Origin of the sequence: Nocardiopsis sp. JB363 (genome assembly GCF_900143625.1) — a bacterium.
GTDB lineage: Bacteria > Actinomycetota > Actinomycetes > Streptosporangiales > Streptosporangiaceae > Nocardiopsis.
This window is the reverse complement of the sequence record NZ_FRFF01000084.1, coordinates 58831-76833: the sequence shown is the minus strand read 5'-3', so window position 1 is coordinate 76833 and position 18003 is coordinate 58831. Positions and strand designations below refer to the sequence as shown.

Sequence of the window (18003 nt, the reverse complement as noted above, 5' to 3'; positions counted from 1 at the left end):
CGGCCGCGAAGACGGCCGGGCCCGGAGAGCCAGGGGCTCCTGCCCTGGTGCGGGTTCCTCCGGCGGGGCGGTCACCAGGCGCGCACGCCGCCCACGGGTGCGGGCAGCTGTTCCTGGAGCCAGGTCCAGCTGCCGTCGTTCTCGGTGAACCGGCGCTGGACGCGCTCGACCCCGGTGATGGGGTTGCTGAACACCTCGCGCCAGTCGCCCGCCGCGTGCTCCTCCAGGTAGAGGCTGCGGACGTCGGTCCGCATGCGCACCGCCTGGAGGGTGTGACTGCTGCCGTCGCTGAGTTGGACGCGGTAATAGGCCATGGGAATCCCCTGGGTGTGGTCCTGGAAGAAGCGAGGACGGTGTCCCGGGGCCGATCGACATGCCGTGGTGCCGGGGCACCGTGATGTTCGCGTGCTCGGACTCTACTCCGGTGGGGTGGGCGTCGAAGGGTGATCGGCCAGACCCGGGGTGAAATCGGGGAGAACGGCCGATCGGGATGGGGCCTAAGGGACGAAACGGGCCCGGAGGGGGACCCTCCGGGCCATTCGGCGGTGGATGTCGCTCAAGGAGATGGGTTCAGGCGGCGGTGCGTTCGGCGGCTAGTCGGGCACGGGCCTCCATCAACGCGAAGCCCAGCAGGTTGCGTCCCCGCCAATGCCGGGGGCGTTCCGCGTTCTCGTCATCCCAGCCCATCCCGATCCCCCACACGCGGTCGTGGGGACTGGCCTCGACCAGGACCCGTTCCTTCGTGCCGAGGAGGAACTCCAGCAGGTCCTCGTTCTGACCGAACTTGGCGAGGTTGCCTCGAACGACGATCTCGAAGCGTTCCCGCTCCCAGGTCTCCTCGTCGAAGTCCCGGACCTCGCGGCCGAGTTCCTTGGCCTGTTCGGGGTGTGCGGCGGCGATGATCCGTTCGGCGGTCTCGGTGTCGCCGAACAGCCGTGCCTTCTCGGCCATCATGAAGTGCTCGGCGGTGCGGTAGGTGAGTCCGTCGATGGTGAAGTCGGCCGACCACCACTGGGAGAGGCTGGTGGCCGTGACTCCGTCAGGTGATGGCTCATGGCCCCAGAAATACACGTACTTGATCCGTCCGTCGATACGGAGCAGATCCTCCACGGTCCTTGCTTCGGCAGGGTTGCGTGTGCCCGTCATGCTGGGGAGTCTCCCAGAACCGGGCCGGGGTCGGTAGACCTTTTCGTGTGTTTGATGGCTTTGTGCGCTGGGAAGACAGCCCGTTCGGTCGAACGAAAAGGACTGTTCGGTGAGTTTGCGCGGGATATCCGAGGGCGGGGCCGCCGGTGGGCCGTGGCACCTGGACCGGTCACGAATCCGGGTACGCGTGTGACGGGTTCAGGCGTGCCCGGGCTGTCGCACGTTACGTCGTAGTAACGTTGCGGAAAGCCCCGGAAGCCATAGTCAGCGGGGTGTGATCGGCCGTGGCTCCAAGGGTGAGAGGAGCGTCCTCCAGTGCACGGAGACGATGAGGATCGCCCTGGCCTGGACCAGACCAGTGGTCCCGGCCGGCTCCGGTGGCGCGGTGGCACGATCGAGCGTTCGAGTAGTGCGGAGGGTTCGGGTCCGATGACCGAGACACGGTGGCTCGACGATGACGAGCAACGGACCTGGCGCACCTTCCTCATGGCCGTCCACTTGCTGGACGGGGCGCTGGACCGCCAGCTCAGGTACGACTCCGGGATGCCGCACGCCTATTACCAGATCCTCGCGATGCTCTCCGAGGCCCCGGGCCGGGAGCTGACGATGACGCGCCTGGCCCGTCTGCTGCGCTCCTCGCCCAGCCGGTTGTCGCACGCCGCCGCGCGCCTGGAGGCGGAGGAGATGATCCGCCGCTTCAAACGCCCGGGGGACCGGCGCACGACCCTCGTCGAACTCACCGACAAGGGGATGGAGACGTTGCGGGAGGCGGCCTCCGGGCACGTGCGTGAGGTGCGACGCCTGGTGTTCGACGTGCTCACCCGAGAGCAGGTAGGGCAGCTGAGGGAGATCTCCGAGGCGATGTTGGGTTCGCTGGATCCCCACGACGAAGAGCCTCGGTACTCGGACCCGAAGGGTATGGAGACCCGGAACTGAGCCGGATTCTGTTATCTGCCCTGAGCAGGGCGGTCGTGTGAGGATCACAACTTCTCCGGCGAGCACGCTATGTGCGCGGCCGGATACGTATTACCCTGTTGTTTCCCGGCAAAAGGTTGTGATCTCAAGTGTTGGAACCGGACACCGATCTCGACCACCGGGACACCCGCTCACAGAACAGGAACGCACCATGATCGAACAGACACCCAAAAACCGGATCAGCGACCTGACCGCCCTGCTCGCGCGCGTCGTCGTCGGTGTCGTCTTCATCGCCCATGGGCTGCCCAAAGCCACCGACCTCCAGGGCACCGCCGCGGGTTTCGAAGCGATGGGCATCCCCTTCCCACAGTTCGCCGCCCTGCTGGGCGCGGGCATCGAGGTCGGGGCGGGGGCGGCGCTCCTCATCGGGTTCGCCCTGCCCGTCGCCGGGGTGCTCCTGGCGCTCATGATGGGCAGCGCCTACTTCTTCGCCCACGTCGGTGACCCGCTGGTCGGCGGCTTCGAGATGGTGCTGGTCCTGGCCGTCGCCGCGCTGGCCCTGGGCTTCGCCGGTGGCCGCTTCGCCGTCGACAGCATGATGCCCTGGGGTCGTCGCCGTGTCCGCTCGGAGGAGAAGGAAGCCGTGCACGCCGCCTGATCCTCCTTTCGACACGGCCGCCCACCAACGACGTTGGGCGGCCGTTGTTGTTTTCTCGGATCCATTCTCCCGAAGGGGTTTCTCTTCTAGCCTCGTGCCCAGGAACCAGGGAGAGCGGGGCCAGGCGTGACGGATCGGCACGAGACGAACAACGCGGCGAGAGACGTGCGGGAGGGGCCTCGCTGATCCAGGTGAGGGACATCGAGCAGGTCATCCTCAACTCGGGGACCGAGGCTGGACCCGAGCCGGAACGTGATCCCTGGGTGGTCTGCGCCAGAACTTTTCCACAGGCTGTGGAAAACCGGCCGGGTCAAGCACTTCCTGCACAGTCTGCGCCTGGGACCTGGGGTCTGTAACCCCGCATATCTCGAAGGGTTGCGTGAGGACGAGTACGTACCTGTCGAGGGTGCGCAACAGCTACGAGAGCGGTGGCTGGGTCTGATCCTGGCCCTGGGGTTCGGGACGTCCTCGGAAGCGGTATCCCCGCCGGAGACGGATCCTTGAACACCCGGCGATCCCCCATCCTGTTGATCTCGTGCGGTTGCAGGAGACCGCGGAGACCGCCAGGGTGTGGACGACGACGGCCGCGCCTACGTGGACCGCATCGACAACGGTGTCGGCATGGGTGAAGCAGAGCTGCGTGGGGTCTTCCCCCACGCCGGATCCCGGCTCGCTGAACAACCGGACTTCCTTCGGGAGACTATAGGGTTCCCGACCTGGAAAAGTTGCTTCCTGACGCGGTTCGCCACATCCCTCGGCGGGGGTGAGGGCGTGGGGAGGGGGCCGCTCGTGCTCAGTACTGCCTACTATGGCTAGCCATGCGCATTCTCGTGGTCGAGGACGATGACCGGGTGGCACGCGGGCTGGTGACCGCGCTGCGCTCCGCCTCCTTCGACGTTCAACGGGTGGCCACCGCGGAGCGGGCGCTCACCGCACCACCCGCGGACGTCGTCCTGCTCGACCTCGGACTCCCCGACGCCGACGGCATCGACCTGCTCCGTCGCCTGCGGCAACGACCCCAGACCGCGATCATCGCGGTGACGGCGCGCAGCGAGGAACGCGACCGGGTTCGAGGCCTTCGTGCCGGAGCCGACGACTACGTGGTCAAGCCCTTCGGGGTGGCCGAACTCCTCGCCCGGATCGACGCGGTACTACGACGCACCCGGTCGGCGCGGGCCGAACCCGAGCCCGAGGACCCACCGCTGCGAGTCGGCGACCTGGTCATCGACGTCAACTCCCGGGGAGCCAGGCTCGGCGGCGAACCCCTGCAACTGACGCGCAAGGAGTTCGACCTCCTCAGCCTGTTGGTCTTTCGCGCGCCGAACGTGGTGGCCCGGGACCAGATCCTCGACCAGGTGTGGGGCGCTGCCTGGGAGGCCTCCTCGCGCACCCTGGACACCCACATCGCCTCGCTGCGGGGCAAGGTCGGAGACGCCGTGCACATCCGTACGGTGCGCGGGGTCGGCTACGTGCTCGACGGGGGCTGACCCATGCTCCGGCGTCTGCTGACGATCCTGTTGCCGGCGGCGTTCGTGCTGGTCGCGGCCATCGTCACGCCTCTGGGCGCGGTGATCGCCCAGCAGGAGACCCAGGAGGTGTACGTCGACCGGTTGGGGGACGCCGGTCGTTTCGCCGCGCTCGCGCGCACCGCGTTGGAGAGCGACCGGGACAACGCCCTGGCCCAGGAGATGTACCGCTACGAGCAGCTCTACGCGATCCCGGTGGTCGTGGTCGCCCCCGACGGTGAGGTCGTGACCGGATCCGGGGACCTGGAACGGATGCGGGACCTGGTCACGGAAGTGGACATGGGCGCGGGGATCACCGCGGCCCTGGCCGGGGAACGACCGGAGCCGCCGTCCACCGTGTGGCCGTGGATCTCCGAACCGATGGTGGTGGCCGAACCGATCGGTCGTGACAGCGAGGTCGCCGGTGCCGTGGTGCTGGTCTCCTCCACCGAAGGGCTGGCCGCCGACATCCTCACCGCGTGGGGCTGGATGGCCCTGCTCAGCCTGGTTCCGCTGGCCCTGTTGGTGGCGGCGTCGTTGCCGCTGTCCTGGTGGGTACTGCAACCGATCCGGCGGCTGGACGACGCCACCACCGCGGTGACCGCCGGCGACTTGGACGTGCACGTGGACGCCGAGCGCGGCCCACCCGAGCTGCGCAGGCTCACCGACTCCTTCAACACCATGGTCGACGTGGTGCGCCGGGCCCTGGAACGGCAGCGCGCGTTCGTCTCCGAGGCCTCCCACCAGCTGCGCAACCCCCTGGCGAGCCTTCGGCTGTCGGTGGAGAACCTGGCGCCCTACCTGAAGGGGGAGGACGCGCGGGAGGCGCACGCCGTGGCGATCGACGAGACCACGATGATGCACCGGATGCTGAACTCGCTGCTGGCCGCCACCCGGTTGGAGAGCGTCACCGGCGCCGAGGCGGTGGAGGTGACGGCCCTGGTCGAGACCCGAGTGCCCAGGTGGCGTGCCCTGGGGGAGTCGCGCGGCATCCAGGTCGCCACCGACCTGCCGGAACAGGTGTGGGCGCACGCTCCGGCGGGTGGTCTGGGCAGCATCCTCGACGAGCTGTTCAGCAACGCCATGCGACTTTCCGGCGGCGATCGGATCGAGATCCGGGTCGAGGACGCCGAAGAGGTGCGGATCGGAGTGCTCGACAACGGTACGGGGTTGCCGGAGGAGGAACGTGAGGCCGCGCTGGGCCGGTTCTGGCGCTCTCCGAGTCACCAGAACACCGAGGGGACGGGACTGGGCCTGGCGATCGTCGCCGACCTGGTGCGGGAGTCCGGGGGACGGCTCACCCTGGGCGATGGTCTGAGCAATGGGCCGGTCGATGAGGCGGTCGACGTGGTGCACCACGGGCTCGGGGTGGTCATCATCCTGCCGCCGGCCGACCCGACGAAGGAGACCGAAACCGAGGACGAAGCCGAGGCCGGCGAGCCTCCCCGCTCCTGACCTGGCACTCGTTCCTGACCCTGTGCCCGAACACTAAGCGGGCTTGCTCTCCCGATACCACTGCTCCGCCCCGGGATGCAGGGGCACGATGCCGGTGGAGATCCCGGTGCGCACGTTGATCTGGGCGGCTTCCGGGCGCTGTTCGGCCAGGACCGACGCCCCGGTGTACACCGTTTCGGTCACCCGACGAACGAGTTCGTCCGGCAGGTCCCGGCGGCACAGGAGCAGGTTGGGGATGGACATGGTGGGGCAGGCCGGAATCCCGCTGTAGGTGGTGGCGGGGATGGTCGCCGGGAAGTACGACTCCGGGTACACGCTGACCATCGCGTCGGCGGTGTCGGCCAGGTCGACCAGCCGCAGGGTGCGTTCCCCGGCGAGGTCGGCGATGGCGGGCGTGGGGAGCCCCGTCAGGGAGAACATCGCGTCGATCTCCCCCGAGTCGAGGGCGGCGGCGGATGCGGCCTGGTCGAGCCGTACTTCCCGGGGCCGCACCCCGGTCACCTCCAGGATCTCCTCGGCGGTGAACTCGGTGCCGGAGTTGACCGTGCCCAGGGAGACCCTCAGCCCCTCGATGTCGGAGAGCGACCGCACGGGGGAGTCGTCGCGGACGGCCAAGTGAACGAAGCTGTCGAAGAGCCTTCCCACCGCGCTGATCGCCGACTCCTCCGTGGCGATGTCGGTGGCGAGTATGGAGTCGAGGTTGGCGAGGCCGAGGTGGGCCTGTCCGTCGTCCAACAGGTGCAGGTTGTCGTGGGAGGCACCCGTTTCGACGGCGACGAGTTCCTGATCGGGCAGGTGTTCGTCCAAGAGTCGCGCGAGAGCCGCGCCGATCTCGCGGTAGACGGCCCCGGGGGGACCGGTGGCGACGACGATCCGACCGATCTCCGGGGCGGGGTCGTTCGTGCAACCGCTCACGGTCGCGATGGAGAGGGCACCGAGACCGCCCAGGAGGGCGGCCCGTCTGGTGGGTCCGGGCGATCGCATACCCGCAGCTTAGACGGGGGAGGGCGTGGGGTCAGGGGGTGACCCCACCTCACTCCGTGTTCCACGGAACACACCGAACGTCGCCCAATGTCAGAGGAACCCCAAGAAACCGTGAGTTGCGTTGCACACACCCACTTGTGAGCTGACCATCTGTTGAGTCAAGACGTAACCCGGAGGCAACCCCGCGGCAATCCGCGAGTTGCCCTCCGCAGACGGGCGCCACCCAGGGGCGCTCGATGGAGGAGGAACCCATGGCGACCCAGAAGGGCGTCGATACCCCCGACACAGCGTTGGTCAAACCCGAGGAGAAGTCCTCACAGGGGTTGACCCGCGGTCGTGTCATCGGACTCGTTCTCGGTCCCCTACTCGCTCTGCTGGTCTACCTCGTGATGCCGGAGATGGCGTTGCCACTGGGTGACGGCGAGACCGAAGAGGTCATGTCAGTCAACGGCGCGGTCGTCGCCGCGGTCACCGTCTGGATCGCCATCTGGTGGGCCACCGAGGCCCTGCCGATCCCCGTGACCTCACTTCTCCCCTTGGTGCTCTTCCCCCTGATGGTGGAGGGCGCGGAGGTCGGGGACGTGGCGTCCGCGTACGGCTCCGACACGATCTTCCTGTTCATGGGCGGCTTCATGCTGGCCCTGGCCATGCAGAAGTGGAACCTGCACAAGCGCATCGCCCTGACGATCGTCTCCAAGGTCGGCTCCAACACGGTCGGCCTGGTCGGCGGTTTCATGATCGCCACCGGTTTCATCACCATGTGGGTGTCCAACACCGCCACCGCCGTGATGATGCTGCCGGTCGGTCTCTCCGTCGTCGCGCTGATCGCCCAGTTCCGTGGCGGACGTACGGACGCGAACTTCGCGACCGCCCTTATGCTGGGCATCGCCTACTCCTCGTCCATCGGCTCGGTCGCCACCCTGATCGGTACCCCGCCCAACGTCCTGATGGTCGGTTACCTCGCCGACACCCACGACATCCAGATCGGCTTCGGCCAGTGGATGATGGCCGGTGTGCCGCTGGCAGCGGTCTTCATGCTGATCGCCTGGTTCGTTCTGACCCGCCTCTTCAAGCCGGGGGTGAAGAAGGTCGAGGGCGCTCAGGAGCTGATCCGCGAGGAACTCACCAAGATGGGCGCCATGTCCCGTGGCGAGAAGCTCGTCCTGGCGGTGTTCGCCTTCGCGGCCCTGTCCTGGATCTTCATTCCGATGATCGCCGACCTGGGACCGGTCGCGGCCGTGGCTCCCTGGCTCGGTAACGTCACGGACGCGGGTGTCGCGATGACCGTCGCGGTCCTCCTCTTCCTCCTGCCGGTGGACCGCAAGACCCCCCTGATGGACTGGGAGACGGCGGTCAAGCTGCCCTGGGGCGTGCTGCTCCTCTTCGGTGGTGGGTTGGCCATCTCCGCCCAGTTCACCGACTCCGGGTTGAGCGCCTGGGTCGGCGCCCAGGTCTCCTTCCTGTCCGGGGTGCCCACCTGGGTGCTGATCCTGGCCGTCAGCGCGCTGGTCCTGTTCCTCACCGAGCTGACCAGCAACACCGCGACCGCGGCGACGTTCCTGCCCATCATGGGCGGCGTGGCCATGGGCATGGACATCGACGTCCTCGCCCTGGTGGTCCCGGTCGCGCTCGCCGCCACCATGGCGTTCATGCTCCCGGTGGCGACCCCGCCGAACGCGATCGCGTTCGGTTCGGGCTACGTCAAGATCGGCGAGATGATCAAGGGTGGCGTCTGGCTCAACCTCGTGGCCCTGTTCCTCATCCTCGGCACCATGTACGGCCTGATGACCTGGGCACTGGGCATCTCGCTGTAGCCGTCGACCACGGATCGCTCGAAGCAGAGAGCGGGCGGTCCTTCCCTGGGTGGTGTTTCCTTCTCTCCCGGGCACCACCCGGCACTCCCAGGGCGCCCCTACGTCTTCCGTCACCGTCCGACGGCGGACGCAAGGGGCGCCCTTCGCCTTGCCGCTATCGGTCGGTGTGCTCCCCACTGGGGGTCCGCTCGGGACGGCCGGCCAACAGGGAGACGCCTAGCTGCACCAGTGCGAGGGCTCCCACCAGCAACAGCACCGGTTCCCACACGCCCATGGTCTGCCCGAGCGTGCCCGCCGCCACCGGGCCACCGGCGGCCAACAGGTAGCCCATGGACTGCGCCATCCCGGACAGGCGGATGGTCCTTCCGTGCGTGCCGCCACGGAGCGCGATGAGCGCCAGCGCCACCACGATGGCGCCACCCGTGCTCGCCCCCGCCAACAGGATCCACAGCAGCCCCCACCCGGGGGCCCACACCAGCCCGGTCATGGCCACCACCATGGTCACGCTCACCACCAGGCAGGCCGGACGCTGCTCGGCCCGGCGACCCATCAGCGTGGTAATGGCCAGGCCCGCCACGATGCCCGCCAGCTGGAAGCCGAACAGGTGCCAGCCGGCCGTGGTGGGAGCGACGCCCCGCGAGGCCTCCACGGTGGGAAGCCAGTTCATGAGGGTGAAGTAGGTGGTGGATTGCAGACCCATGAAGACGGTGACCTGCCAGGCCTTGGCCGAGGTCCACACCGACCGCTCGGGTTCCTCGCGTGTGGTGCCGACCGCACCGATCGTCTCGGACCCGGGTACCCGGCGCATCCGCACCGCCCACACCAGGACGGCCACCGCCACCAGGCCCGCCCACAGGCCCAACGCCGGCCGCCAGCTCCCCAACAGCAGGGACAGCGGCACGGCGAGGCCGGCGGCCAGGGCGGCCGACGCGTTCATCACCGAGGTGTTGACCCCGGTCAACAGGGAGATCCGGGAGGGTTGGTCTCGCCGGATGATGGCGGGTACCAGGACGTTGCCGACCGCCACCGAGGCGCCGATCAGCGCGGTGCCGACCCACAGGGCGGGGAGCGGCGAAAGGGAACGGATGATGATCCCCGCGCACAGCACCACCATCGCCACCAGCACCATCCGGTCCACCCCCCAGCGGGCAGCCGGCCCGTGGACCAGGGGTGAGACGACGGCGAAGCCGAGGAGTGGAAGGGCGCCCAACAGCCCCAACGCGGAACCGGACAACCCCGTGGTGTCGCCGATCTGCCCCAGGACCGAACCCACCGAGGTCAGGGCCGGGCGCAGACAGGCGGCGACCAGGAAGAGGGCCGCGAGGACCAGCGCGCCTTGGGACCCGGTACGGACGGTGGTGCTGGAATGCATGGAGCCTCGCTGTGGGGGTGCGGATTGAGGCATCCGATGAGCGGATGGCACGGCTCAGGGCAGGCTAGCGTCTACGCTCCCCACCGGGAAGGGAGCACGACGAAGAACCCCGCCCCTCCAAGTCGAATGACCTGGTGGGACGGGGTTCTCATGCGTTCGTGTACGCGAGCCGGGAGGTTAGTCCCGACCACGGTTCGCCGAGGGGCGACGCGGGCGACGGTTGCGCCCACCGCCCTGACCCGAACCGCCGTAACCGCCGCCGCCGTAGCCACCGCCGCGCGGACCACGACGAGGGTTGTCCTCGCGGCCACGGGGCAGTGTCACCGGCACGCCGGAGGGCTCACGGGCACCGGTGATGCGGGCGAGCTCCGGGTCCTCGGCGTGCACCTGAGCGACCTGGGCGTCGACACGCGCCTGGTACATCATGCGGGCCATGCCGCGACGCTGGCTCGGCAGCACCAGGGTGACGACTCTGCCGGACTGTCCCGCGCGGGCGGTACGGCCGCCACGGTGCAGGTAGTCCTTGTGGTCGGTGGGCGGGTCCATGTTGACCACCAGGTCGAGGTCGTCCACGTGGATGCCGCGCGCCGCGACGTTGGTGGCGATCAGCGCGGTGACCGTGCCCTCCTTGAACTGCTTGAGGGTGCGGGTGCGCTGGGGCTGGGAACGGCCGCCGTGCAGGGGCGCGGCCCGGACCCCGTTGTCCAGCAGGTGCTGGGCCATCCTGTCCACGGCGTGCTTGGTGTCCAGGAAGATGAGGACCTGACCGTCACGGGCGGCGATGCGGGCCGCCGTGGCCTGCTTGTCCGCGGGGGACACGTGCAGGATGTGGTGCTCCATCGTGGTGACGGTGCCCTCGGAGGGGTCGACCGAGTGCACCACCGGGTCGTTGAGGAACCGGCGGACCAGACGGTCCACGTTGCGGTCCAGGGTCGCCGAGAACAGCAGGCGCTGGCCGTCCGCGGGGACCTCTTCGAGGATCGCGGTGACCTGCGGCATGAAGCCCATGTCGGTCATCTGGTCGGCCTCGTCCAGGACGGTGGCCTCCACCTGGCTCAGGACACAGTCGCCGCGCTCCATCAGGTCGCGTAGACGTCCCGGAGTGGCGACGACGAGTTCCACACCCTGGTGCAGGGAGCGCGCCTGGCGGTGGATGGGCATGCCGCCCACCACGGTGGCCATGCGCAACCGCAGTGAACGGGCGTACGGGGTGAGCGAGTCGGTGACCTGCTGGGCGAGCTCGCGGGTCGGGGCGAGCACCACCGCGAGGGGGTGTCGCGACTCGGCCTTACGACCGTCGAGACGGGCGAGCAGGGACAGCCCGAAGGCCAGCGTCTTGCCCGATCCGGTCTGGCTGCGGCCCAGGACGTCGCGGCCCGCCAGCGAGTTCGGCAGGGTGGCTGCCTGGATCGTCGACGGGGTGGTCAGACCCTGGCGGGTCAGCGTCGTCTTCAGCGGCGCGGGCATCTCCAGGGCCTCGAAGGACTCCACCGGGTCGAGCCCGGGGGTGACGGTGACGGGGAGGGCGAACTCCCCGGAGGGGCGACCGTTGCCGAAACGGCTCCTGCCGCCTTCCCGGTTGCCGCCCTGACGGGGACGACCGCCACCGAAGGAGTTGTTGGGCCTCTTGCGGCCGAACTCCCCGGAGGGACGGGGGCGTCGGGTGTTGGTACGGGACGTGTGGTTCAAAGGAAACCTTCCACCGACGACCCGTGCCGGGCGTGGAGGTCGTCTGCGACCTCGACGCTGAGCACCGGCGGCGCCGGGATAATTCTGCGAGATCCACTGCACACACGGAGAACCCGGGGCGTGGTTGATGGCCGGTGCCGGTCGAGACGCGACGGCGAGAAACCGGCCCTAAAAAAAGAAAGGCAGAGGCCCTGCGCCCTGAGGGCGGGCCCCTGCTGTTGAAAGAGCCTTAGCTCTCTCAGGCCAGGGTGATGTTGTCGGCCTGAAGGCCCTTGGCACCCTGGGTGACGTCGAACTGCACAGCCTGGCCTTCCGCGAGCTCGCGGTAACCGTTGGCCTGGATGGCGGAGTAGTGGGCGAAGACGTCGGGGCCGCCGCCGTCCTGCTCGATGAAGCCGAAGCCCTTTTCGCCGTTGAACCACTTGACGGTACCGGTAGCCATAGAGTGTTCCTCTCGTTCGGGAGCATGGAGAAAACCGCAAATGACGATTTTCCTGTCACCGCGGTGAGCGCCCGAAAAAGATGGAGATTTTCTGCGGGGTCACTACTGCAACTTCAAACAATCTAGCACACGGTTTGTGTCGAGCCTGAAAAACCCGGTGTGTTGTAACGCATCACAAAACCTGGCATCGGATCGCGTCGCGCCCGTGTTGGGTGGGATTTTCGGGGCACACGGTCCCGCCATCGGGTGACCGTGTGCCCACGCGGACGGGCCCCGCCTTCCCCTCACAGACGGGACCCGTTCGCTCCGGTGGTGGCCGCGGTGGCTACTGTTCACCCTCGCTACGGCCCTCGATGTTCGTCGTGGCCAGGTCGTCGAACTTCGTGTCCGCGGTGGGTTCCACCCCGGTCAGGTAGCCGGCTCGCGCGATGGCGTTACCGCCCACCGCGGCGGTCGACAGCTGGATCAACAGGGCGAGGCCGATCTTGATGGTGTTCTCCACGGTCGGGTAGTGCAAGAGGAGCCCGAGCAGGAGGAGCGCGGTCCCCAGGGCGCCGGCGATGGTGACACCGCTCAGCCGGGCGTAGAAGTCCCGGAGCCGCAGCAGACCGACCGCACCGACCAGGAACACCCCGGCGCCGGCGATCATGCAGACGACTCCGAGCGGGTACAGCACGTTCATCGCTTGCCTCCGGTGATCAGTCGGGCCATGGAGAGTGCGGCCAGGAACCCGACCAGTGAGCAGACCAGCACGATGTCCACGACCAGTGCGGTGTCCAGGCGAAAGCCCAACATGGCCACCAGGCCGACGAACCCGAAGAAGATGACGTCGGTGGCGGCGCCACGGTCGGCCGCGGAGGGACCGATGAGAATGCGGTAGGTGGCGATGACCATCGCCACCACGATCGCGGCCAGACCGATGTCGATGACGTGCATCAGCGGGTTCCTCCCTCGGAGGTGGTCGATTCCGCGGACCAAGGCGTCCGGGTGAACGCGAGGATGCGGTCCTCTATGGCGTGGATGTCCTCGCGGAACGACTCGCGGTCCTGCACGTACAACCCGTGCACCCACAGGGTGGGGGGCTCGTGCCGTACGGCCACCGTGACCGTGCCCGGGGTCAGGGAGATCAGGTTGGCCAACATCGTCACCTCGAAGTCGCTCCGACCACGGATCGGCACCTCCACGAAGGCGGGTGTCGCCGCGCTGCCGGGGGTGAGGACGTCCCACATGACCTGGAAGGAGGTCTTGGTGATCTCGACCCCGGCGTAGAAGGGGAACCAGAGCAGCCGAAGCGCCCACTTCAGGTAGTTCATCGTCCCAGCACCGCCTCGACGTAGGTGGACGTGTCCAAGAGGTTCGCGGCGGCCTGCGCGCTCAGGTCGAGCAGGAACTCGGCGCCGAGCCCGAGACACAGGGTGGTCGCGGTCAGCACCAGACCGGGAAGGAGCAGTGTCGTCCGGATCTTCGACCTCGTCGCCGTCTGGACGGAACCCCCGTTGGCTCCGGTGATCATCGGAACACCTTCCTCCGGAGAGGGAGGCTCCTTGCCCCAGAACACCCCGCCCCAGATCTTGAGCATGGACATCAACGTGATGAGGCTGACCGCGATCATCACGGCCATCACGGTCCACTGCTGCTCCTCGACGGTGGCCAGGACCAGGGACAGCTTGGCGACGAACCCCGAGAACGGTGGGAGGCCGGCCAAGGACAACGCCGCTCCCATGAACACCAGTCCGATGAGGGGTTGGCGTCTGGCGATGCCGCCGAGTCGGTCCAACGCGCCGGTGCCGTGAGTGTGCTCGATGGCTCCGGTGGACAGGAACAGCGACGCCTTCACGATCATGTGGTGGATCAGGTAGAAGATGCCCGCCATCAGGCCCAGTTCGGTGAACAGGGCCACGCCCAGCAGGATGTACCCGATCTGGCTGATCATGTGGAAGACCAGGATGGAGCGGGTGGTGTTCTCACCGACCGCTCCCATGACACCGATGATCATGGTGAGGGTGAAGGCCACCACCCCGATCCACAGGAACCGGGAGTCGCCGTCGAAGACCACGGCGTACAGGCGGTAGATCGCGTAGATGGCGACCTTGGTGTGCAGCCCGGAGAACAGGGCCGTGATGGCCGGGGAGGTCGCCGGATAGGTGCGGGTCAACCAACCGTGCACAGGGACGACCGCGGCCTTGATCGCCAGCGCGAGGATGACCACGCCCATGCCGGCCGCCACCAACGGTGACTCTTCGGCCGCCCCGGCGAGCTCGCCCAGGTGCACGGTTCCGGCGACGGCGTAGACCAGGGCCACACCGGCCAGGAAGATCGTCGAGGTCAGCAGGTTGACGGTGACGTAGATGCGTCCGGCCTTCAGTCGACCCAAGGCTCCCAGCATCGCCAACAGCCCGTACGAGGGCAACAACATGACCTCGATGAACACGAACATGTTGAAGAGGTCGCCGGTGAGCAGCGCGCCGGACACGCCGGCCGTGAGCACCAACACCAAGGGGGAGAAGAAGGACTGCCGGTCGTCTCCCGTGGCCACCGCGAACATCGAGCACACCAGTGCCAACAAGCACGTCGTCCACAGCATCAGCGCGCTGAACACGTCGGCGACGAACGGGATGGCGATCCCGTCCTGCCACAGACCCACGTTGTGCGCGAACACCACACCGTCGCGGGTGAGCCAGATCAGTCCACCGCCGCCCAGCATTCCCGCCGCGCTGGGAGCCAGCAACAGGACCCTGCGTAGCCAGCGTGGGCCGGGTAGCACGATGAGCAGTCCCGCCCCGATCAGCGGGACCGCCACGAAGAGGGGGAGCAACGCAGGGATCATGAGTTCCCCTCCGTGTCGTCGTCGCTGCCCGAGGCGGCGAGGGTGAGCATGTAGATCGCGATGGAGAAGGCGATGACGATGGCGGTCAGCACGAACGCCTGAGGAAGCGGGTCGGCCGCGGTCAAGGCGGTGCCGAACTGCAACAGCGGCAGGTCCCTGCGGAACACCCCGCCCGCCGACATGATCAGCAGGTTGACCGCGTGCCCGACCAGGATCAGGCCGAGGACGATGCGCACCATGCCGCGCTGAAGCATCAGGTAGACACCGCCGGCGACCATGATGGCGATGGTGATGGCGAGGGTCATCGCTTACCTCCGGTGGTGGAGTCGTCCATGGGGGAAGCGTCGTTCGTGTCGCCCACCGGAATCTCGCCCTCCTGCGGTGTCGGAGGGTCTTCCCGACTCCCGCTGGTGTCGGACCCCCGCTCCAGACCGAGTTCGTTGAGGGCGGTGAGCAGAACGCCCACGACGGCCAGGTAGACACCGATGTCGAACACGAACGCCGTCGTGAAGTGGAAGTGACCGCCCCAGGCCAGCGGGATGTCCGCGTGCAGTGGCTTGAGGAAGGAACCGTCCACGAAGCCCAGGACGCCTGAGAACGCCGCGACCAGGACACCGGCCCCGATGATCACGGGGTAGGTCAGGCGGATGCGCGCGTCCCGGTCGCTGGGTGCGGCCAGGTAGACGAGGGCGAACCCAGCGCCACCGACCAGACCGGCGATGAATCCGCCGCCCGGTTCGTTGTGGCCACGGAACAACAGGTAGAGGGACCACAAGACCAGCAGCGGCATGAGGAATCTACCGACAGTGCGCATGAGCACCGTGTTGTCGGCCGGATCGTAGGCCGCGTTGGTCGCACCGACGATGATTTGACGCGAGCCGTGAGTGGGCAGCAGGTCGCTGGAGCGCAGCACCGCGATGATGATCAGCCCGGCCACACCCAGGACGGTGAGTTCGCCGAGGGTGTCCAGGGCCCGGTAGTCCACGAGGATGGTGTTGACCACGTTCGTGCCGCCGGTGTCCTCGGGTGCGTTGTCGAGGAAGTAATCGGCGGCCGGGGACAGCTCACGGCGTCCGGTGAGCGCGAAGGCGGCCACTCCGGCGCACAGGCCCGCGCTGACCGCCACGGCCGCGGTCAGCACGGTGCGGCGACGCTTCACCGAGTGGAAGCGACGGGGGAGCCGGCGCAGGACCAGGACCGCCACGACCACTGTCAGGATCTCCACCAGTAGCTGTGTGAGGGCGACGTCGAAGGCGCCGAGGAAGAACAGCCACAGGGCGGTGGTGAAACCGGCGACACCCACCAGCGCCAGGCCCGCCATCCGGGACCGGGTGACGACGGCGGAGCCGACGGCGACGGCCATCAGCCCCACCAACAGCCAGTCGAGACCGAGTGCGGTCTGCCCGGCGACCGGGGGCAGTTCCAGTCCCACCACGGCGATCACGGAGGCCAGCCCGATGATGACGATCATCGGTACGCCCAGGTGGTAGGCGGGCGAGTCGAACCTGGTCAGGTCGCCCACGCGCCTCCCCACACGGATGATTCCACCGTAGAGGGCTTCGAAGATCCCTACTCCGGTGAACGGAACGAGGTCGCGTCCGGCCATGGCGTCACCGGCCCGGGACCGCCAGGCCAGCAAGGAGCCGAGGCCGACCGCCGCCATCGACATGAACAGTGCGGCGTTGAACCCGTGCCACAACACCAGATGGGTGTCGACCATCGCGTGTGTGGCGTCGGTCGCCACCGTGTTGACCAGTGGGTCCAGGACCGGCACGGTCAGGCCCAGCAGCACACCGCCGAACGCGGCGATGATGGCGGGGGTCCAGAAGCCGATCCGGGCCTCACCGGCGGTGGCCTCCTCGGTTCCCTCCTCGCTCCGGGAAGCGCCGAAGAAGGTGCGGTAGACGAACCGGAAGGAGTAGGCGAACGTGAACACCGAGGCGCCCACCGCGACCACACCGGCGAGCGGACCGAACCAGCCCGGACCGGGGGCGTGCAGGAACGCCTCGAACAGGTTCTCCTTGCTGATGAAACCGAGCAGGGGTGGGATGCCCGCCATGGACAGGGCGGACAGCGTGGCGATCGTCGCCGTGACCGGCATCCGGTGGCGTAGACCCCCCAGTCTGCGAATGTCGCGTGTGCCGGTCTGGTGGTCGACCAGGCCGACCGCCATGAACAGGGCCGACTTGAACAGGGCGTGGGCCACGGTGTGCACCGACGCGGCGACCAAGGCCTCCGGGGTGCCCACACCGATCACCGCGATCAGCAACCCCAGTTGACTGACGGTGGAGAAGGCGGCCAGTCGCTTGAGGTCGTTCTGCTGGAGCGCGAAGAACGCGCCCATCAGGGCGGTGACCAGACCCGCGGTGATGAGCATCGCGTTCCACAGGAACACCTCCGCGAACGCCGGAGTGAACCGCATCGCCAGATAGATGCCGGCCTTGACCATGGCGGCGGCGTGCAGGTAGGCGCTGACCGGGGTGCTCGCGGCCATGGCGTCCGGCAACCAGTAGTGGAACGGGAACTGGGCCGACTTGGTGAACACCGCCACCATCACCAGCAGCGCCACCACGGAGACGAAAGCCGGGTCCTGGGTCCAGGAGGGGTCGGCCAGGATCACGCTCAGCTGAGTCGTTCCTGTGCGTATGACCAGGAGGGTGACGGCGCCCAACAGGGTCAAGCCGCCCATCGCGGTGAGAAGGAAGGTGCGGATCGCCGGTCGGTCGGCGGTGAGCCCGGAGAGACCGATCAGGTAGAACGACGCGATCGTGGTGAGCTCCCAGAAGACGAAGAGCAGCACGACGTCGTCGGCCAGGACCAGACCGGTCATCGCGAACGCGAACACGCTCATCAAGCAGTAGAAGCCGAGTCTGCGCCCAGGGGGGAAGTACCGGGTGGAGTAGGCCATGATCAGCGTGCCGATACCGGTCACCAACATGGTGAACAGCCAGCCCAGGCCGTCCATGCGCAGGTGCAGGTCGACTCCCAGGCTCGGCATCCACGGCCGGGTGTATTCCACGGGGGTGCCGGCGCCCAACACCTGAGGCGCCTGGAGGGCGACCAGCACGGTCAGGGCGAGGAACACGGTGGCGATGGGCCAACCCGCGTTCCGGCCCAGGAACCTGTCCAGTAACGGAGTGCTCGCGACGGTCACGGCGAGCACGATGAGGAGAAGCAGCAGCACCACGCCACTGTC

The 18003-nt window shown here is 68.0% G+C and carries 18 protein-coding genes; 6 read left to right on the top strand and 12 right to left on the bottom strand.

Annotated features, from left to right (window positions below; all coding sequences use genetic code 11):
- Window positions 1–71 precede the first annotated feature (71 nt).
- Window positions 72–314: a hypothetical protein gene (locus BQ8420_RS12680; RefSeq protein ID WP_087098641.1), complete on the bottom strand. Its 243-nt coding sequence runs from the start codon at window positions 312–314 to the stop codon at window positions 72–74.
- A gap of 256 nt (window positions 315–570) precedes the next feature.
- Window positions 571–1146, bottom strand: a complete 576-nt coding sequence (locus BQ8420_RS12675; RefSeq protein WP_087098639.1) for an NADAR family protein — start codon at window positions 1144–1146, stop codon at window positions 571–573.
- 429 nt (window positions 1147–1575) lie between these two features.
- On the opposite strand from BQ8420_RS12675, the gene BQ8420_RS12670 reads away from it, so the two are divergent.
- The 5 genes from BQ8420_RS12670 to BQ8420_RS12650 all read left to right on the top strand — a co-directional run bounded on the left by BQ8420_RS12670 (window position 1576) and on the right by BQ8420_RS12650 (window position 5679).
- Window positions 1576–2082, top strand: a complete 507-nt coding sequence (locus BQ8420_RS12670; protein WP_087098715.1) for a MarR family winged helix-turn-helix transcriptional regulator — start codon at window positions 1576–1578, stop codon at window positions 2080–2082.
- Between the two features lie 190 nt (window positions 2083–2272).
- A complete protein-coding gene (locus BQ8420_RS12665; protein WP_087098637.1) occupies window positions 2273–2719 on the top strand; it encodes a DoxX family protein in 447 nt (148 codons plus the stop codon).
- A 570-nt stretch (window positions 2720–3289) separates the two neighbouring features.
- Window positions 3290–3535, top strand: coding sequence for a hypothetical protein (locus BQ8420_RS12660; protein WP_087098635.1), 246 nt, complete (start codon window positions 3290–3292; stop codon window positions 3533–3535).
- 2 nt (window positions 3536–3537) lie between these two features.
- Window positions 3538–4206, top strand: a complete 669-nt coding sequence (locus tag BQ8420_RS12655) for a response regulator transcription factor (protein WP_087098633.1) — start codon at window positions 3538–3540, stop codon at window positions 4204–4206.
- Between the two features lie 3 nt (window positions 4207–4209).
- Entirely contained in the window at window positions 4210–5679 is a 1470-nt protein-coding gene (locus BQ8420_RS12650) for a HAMP domain-containing sensor histidine kinase (RefSeq protein ID WP_087098631.1), read from the top strand.
- Between the two features lie 33 nt (window positions 5680–5712).
- On the opposite strand, the gene BQ8420_RS12645 is transcribed toward BQ8420_RS12650, so the two are convergent.
- Window positions 5713–6663: a TAXI family TRAP transporter solute-binding subunit gene (locus BQ8420_RS12645; RefSeq protein WP_087098629.1), complete on the bottom strand. Its 951-nt coding sequence runs from the start codon at window positions 6661–6663 to the stop codon at window positions 5713–5715.
- 251 nt (window positions 6664–6914) lie between these two features.
- On the opposite strand from BQ8420_RS12645, the gene BQ8420_RS12640 reads away from it, so the two are divergent.
- Window positions 6915–8477, top strand: coding sequence for a DASS family sodium-coupled anion symporter (locus BQ8420_RS12640; RefSeq protein ID WP_087098627.1), 1563 nt, complete (start codon window positions 6915–6917; stop codon window positions 8475–8477).
- 154 nt (window positions 8478–8631) lie between these two features.
- Here BQ8420_RS12640 and BQ8420_RS12635 read toward each other — a convergent pair whose 3' ends face one another.
- The 9 genes from BQ8420_RS12635 to BQ8420_RS12595 all read right to left on the bottom strand — a co-directional run bounded on the left by BQ8420_RS12635 (window position 8632) and on the right by BQ8420_RS12595 (window position 17994).
- Window positions 8632–9849, bottom strand: coding sequence for an MFS transporter (locus BQ8420_RS12635; RefSeq protein WP_087098625.1), 1218 nt, complete (start codon window positions 9847–9849; stop codon window positions 8632–8634).
- A gap of 177 nt (window positions 9850–10026) precedes the next feature.
- Window positions 10027–11538, bottom strand: coding sequence for a DEAD/DEAH box helicase (locus BQ8420_RS12630; RefSeq protein WP_087098623.1), 1512 nt, complete (start codon window positions 11536–11538; stop codon window positions 10027–10029).
- A 238-nt stretch (window positions 11539–11776) separates the two neighbouring features.
- On the bottom strand, window positions 11777–11980 hold the full coding sequence (locus BQ8420_RS12625; protein WP_087098621.1) for a cold-shock protein: 204 nt from the start codon (window positions 11978–11980) through the stop codon (window positions 11777–11779).
- A 325-nt stretch (window positions 11981–12305) separates the two neighbouring features.
- Window positions 12306–12662 carry a monovalent cation/H(+) antiporter subunit G gene (gene mnhG / locus BQ8420_RS12620; protein ID WP_087098620.1) on the bottom strand — a complete coding sequence of 119 codons (357 nt, stop codon included), beginning with the start codon at window positions 12660–12662 and terminating at the stop codon, window positions 12306–12308.
- Window positions 12659–12916 carry a monovalent cation/H+ antiporter complex subunit F gene (locus BQ8420_RS12615; RefSeq protein WP_087098618.1) on the bottom strand — a complete coding sequence of 86 codons (258 nt, stop codon included), beginning with the start codon at window positions 12914–12916 and terminating at the stop codon, window positions 12659–12661. Before BQ8420_RS12615 ends, mnhG begins: the two co-directional genes overlap by 4 nt.
- On the bottom strand, window positions 12916–13293 hold the full coding sequence (locus tag BQ8420_RS12610) for a Na+/H+ antiporter subunit E (protein WP_087098616.1): 378 nt from the start codon (window positions 13291–13293) through the stop codon (window positions 12916–12918). The genes BQ8420_RS12615 and BQ8420_RS12610 overlap by 1 nt, the downstream gene beginning before the upstream one ends.
- Window positions 13290–14807, bottom strand: a complete 1518-nt coding sequence (locus BQ8420_RS12605) for a monovalent cation/H+ antiporter subunit D family protein (RefSeq protein ID WP_087098614.1) — start codon at window positions 14805–14807, stop codon at window positions 13290–13292. Before BQ8420_RS12605 ends, BQ8420_RS12610 begins: the two co-directional genes overlap by 4 nt.
- Entirely contained in the window at window positions 14804–15112 is a 309-nt protein-coding gene (locus BQ8420_RS12600; protein ID WP_087098612.1) for a sodium:proton antiporter, read from the bottom strand. Before BQ8420_RS12600 ends, BQ8420_RS12605 begins: the two co-directional genes overlap by 4 nt.
- On the bottom strand, window positions 15109–17994 hold the full coding sequence (locus BQ8420_RS12595) for a DUF4040 family protein (RefSeq protein ID WP_087098610.1): 2886 nt from the start codon (window positions 17992–17994) through the stop codon (window positions 15109–15111). Before BQ8420_RS12595 ends, BQ8420_RS12600 begins: the two co-directional genes overlap by 4 nt.
- Between the last annotated feature and the right edge of the window lie 9 nt (window positions 17995–18003).

Bases quoted from the DNA above. Each gene is read 5' to 3' on its own strand.
- BQ8420_RS12600 (WP_087098612.1), bottom strand. From the start codon at position 15,112: ATGACCCTCGCCATCACCATCGCCATCATGGTCGCCGGCGGTGTCTAC.
- BQ8420_RS12635 (WP_087098625.1), bottom strand. From the start codon at position 9,849: ATGCATTCCAGCACCACCGTCCGTACCGGGTCCCAAGGCGCGCTGGTC.
- BQ8420_RS12615 (WP_087098618.1), bottom strand. From the start codon at position 12,916: ATGCACGTCATCGACATCGGTCTGGCCGCGATCGTGGTGGCGATGGTC.
- BQ8420_RS12670 (WP_087098715.1), top strand. From the start codon at position 1,576: ATGACCGAGACACGGTGGCTCGACGATGACGAGCAACGGACCTGGCGC.
- BQ8420_RS12605 (WP_087098614.1), bottom strand. From the start codon at position 14,807: ATGATCCCTGCGTTGCTCCCCCTCTTCGTGGCGGTCCCGCTGATCGGG.
- mnhG (WP_087098620.1), bottom strand. From the start codon at position 12,662: ATGAACGTGCTGTACCCGCTCGGAGTCGTCTGCATGATCGCCGGCGCC.
- BQ8420_RS12655 (WP_087098633.1), top strand. From the start codon at position 3,538: ATGCGCATTCTCGTGGTCGAGGACGATGACCGGGTGGCACGCGGGCTG.
- BQ8420_RS12645 (WP_087098629.1), bottom strand. From the start codon at position 6,663: ATGCGATCGCCCGGACCCACCAGACGGGCCGCCCTCCTGGGCGGTCTC.
- BQ8420_RS12680 (WP_087098641.1), bottom strand. From the start codon at position 314: ATGGCCTATTACCGCGTCCAACTCAGCGACGGCAGCAGTCACACCCTC.
- BQ8420_RS12610 (WP_087098616.1), bottom strand. From the start codon at position 13,293: ATGAACTACCTGAAGTGGGCGCTTCGGCTGCTCTGGTTCCCCTTCTAC.
- BQ8420_RS12675 (WP_087098639.1), bottom strand. From the start codon at position 1,146: ATGACGGGCACACGCAACCCTGCCGAAGCAAGGACCGTGGAGGATCTG.
- BQ8420_RS12640 (WP_087098627.1), top strand. From the start codon at position 6,915: ATGGCGACCCAGAAGGGCGTCGATACCCCCGACACAGCGTTGGTCAAA.
- BQ8420_RS12625 (WP_087098621.1), bottom strand. From the start codon at position 11,980: ATGGCTACCGGTACCGTCAAGTGGTTCAACGGCGAAAAGGGCTTCGGC.
- BQ8420_RS12665 (WP_087098637.1), top strand. From the start codon at position 2,273: ATGATCGAACAGACACCCAAAAACCGGATCAGCGACCTGACCGCCCTG.
- BQ8420_RS12650 (WP_087098631.1), top strand. From the start codon at position 4,210: ATGCTCCGGCGTCTGCTGACGATCCTGTTGCCGGCGGCGTTCGTGCTG.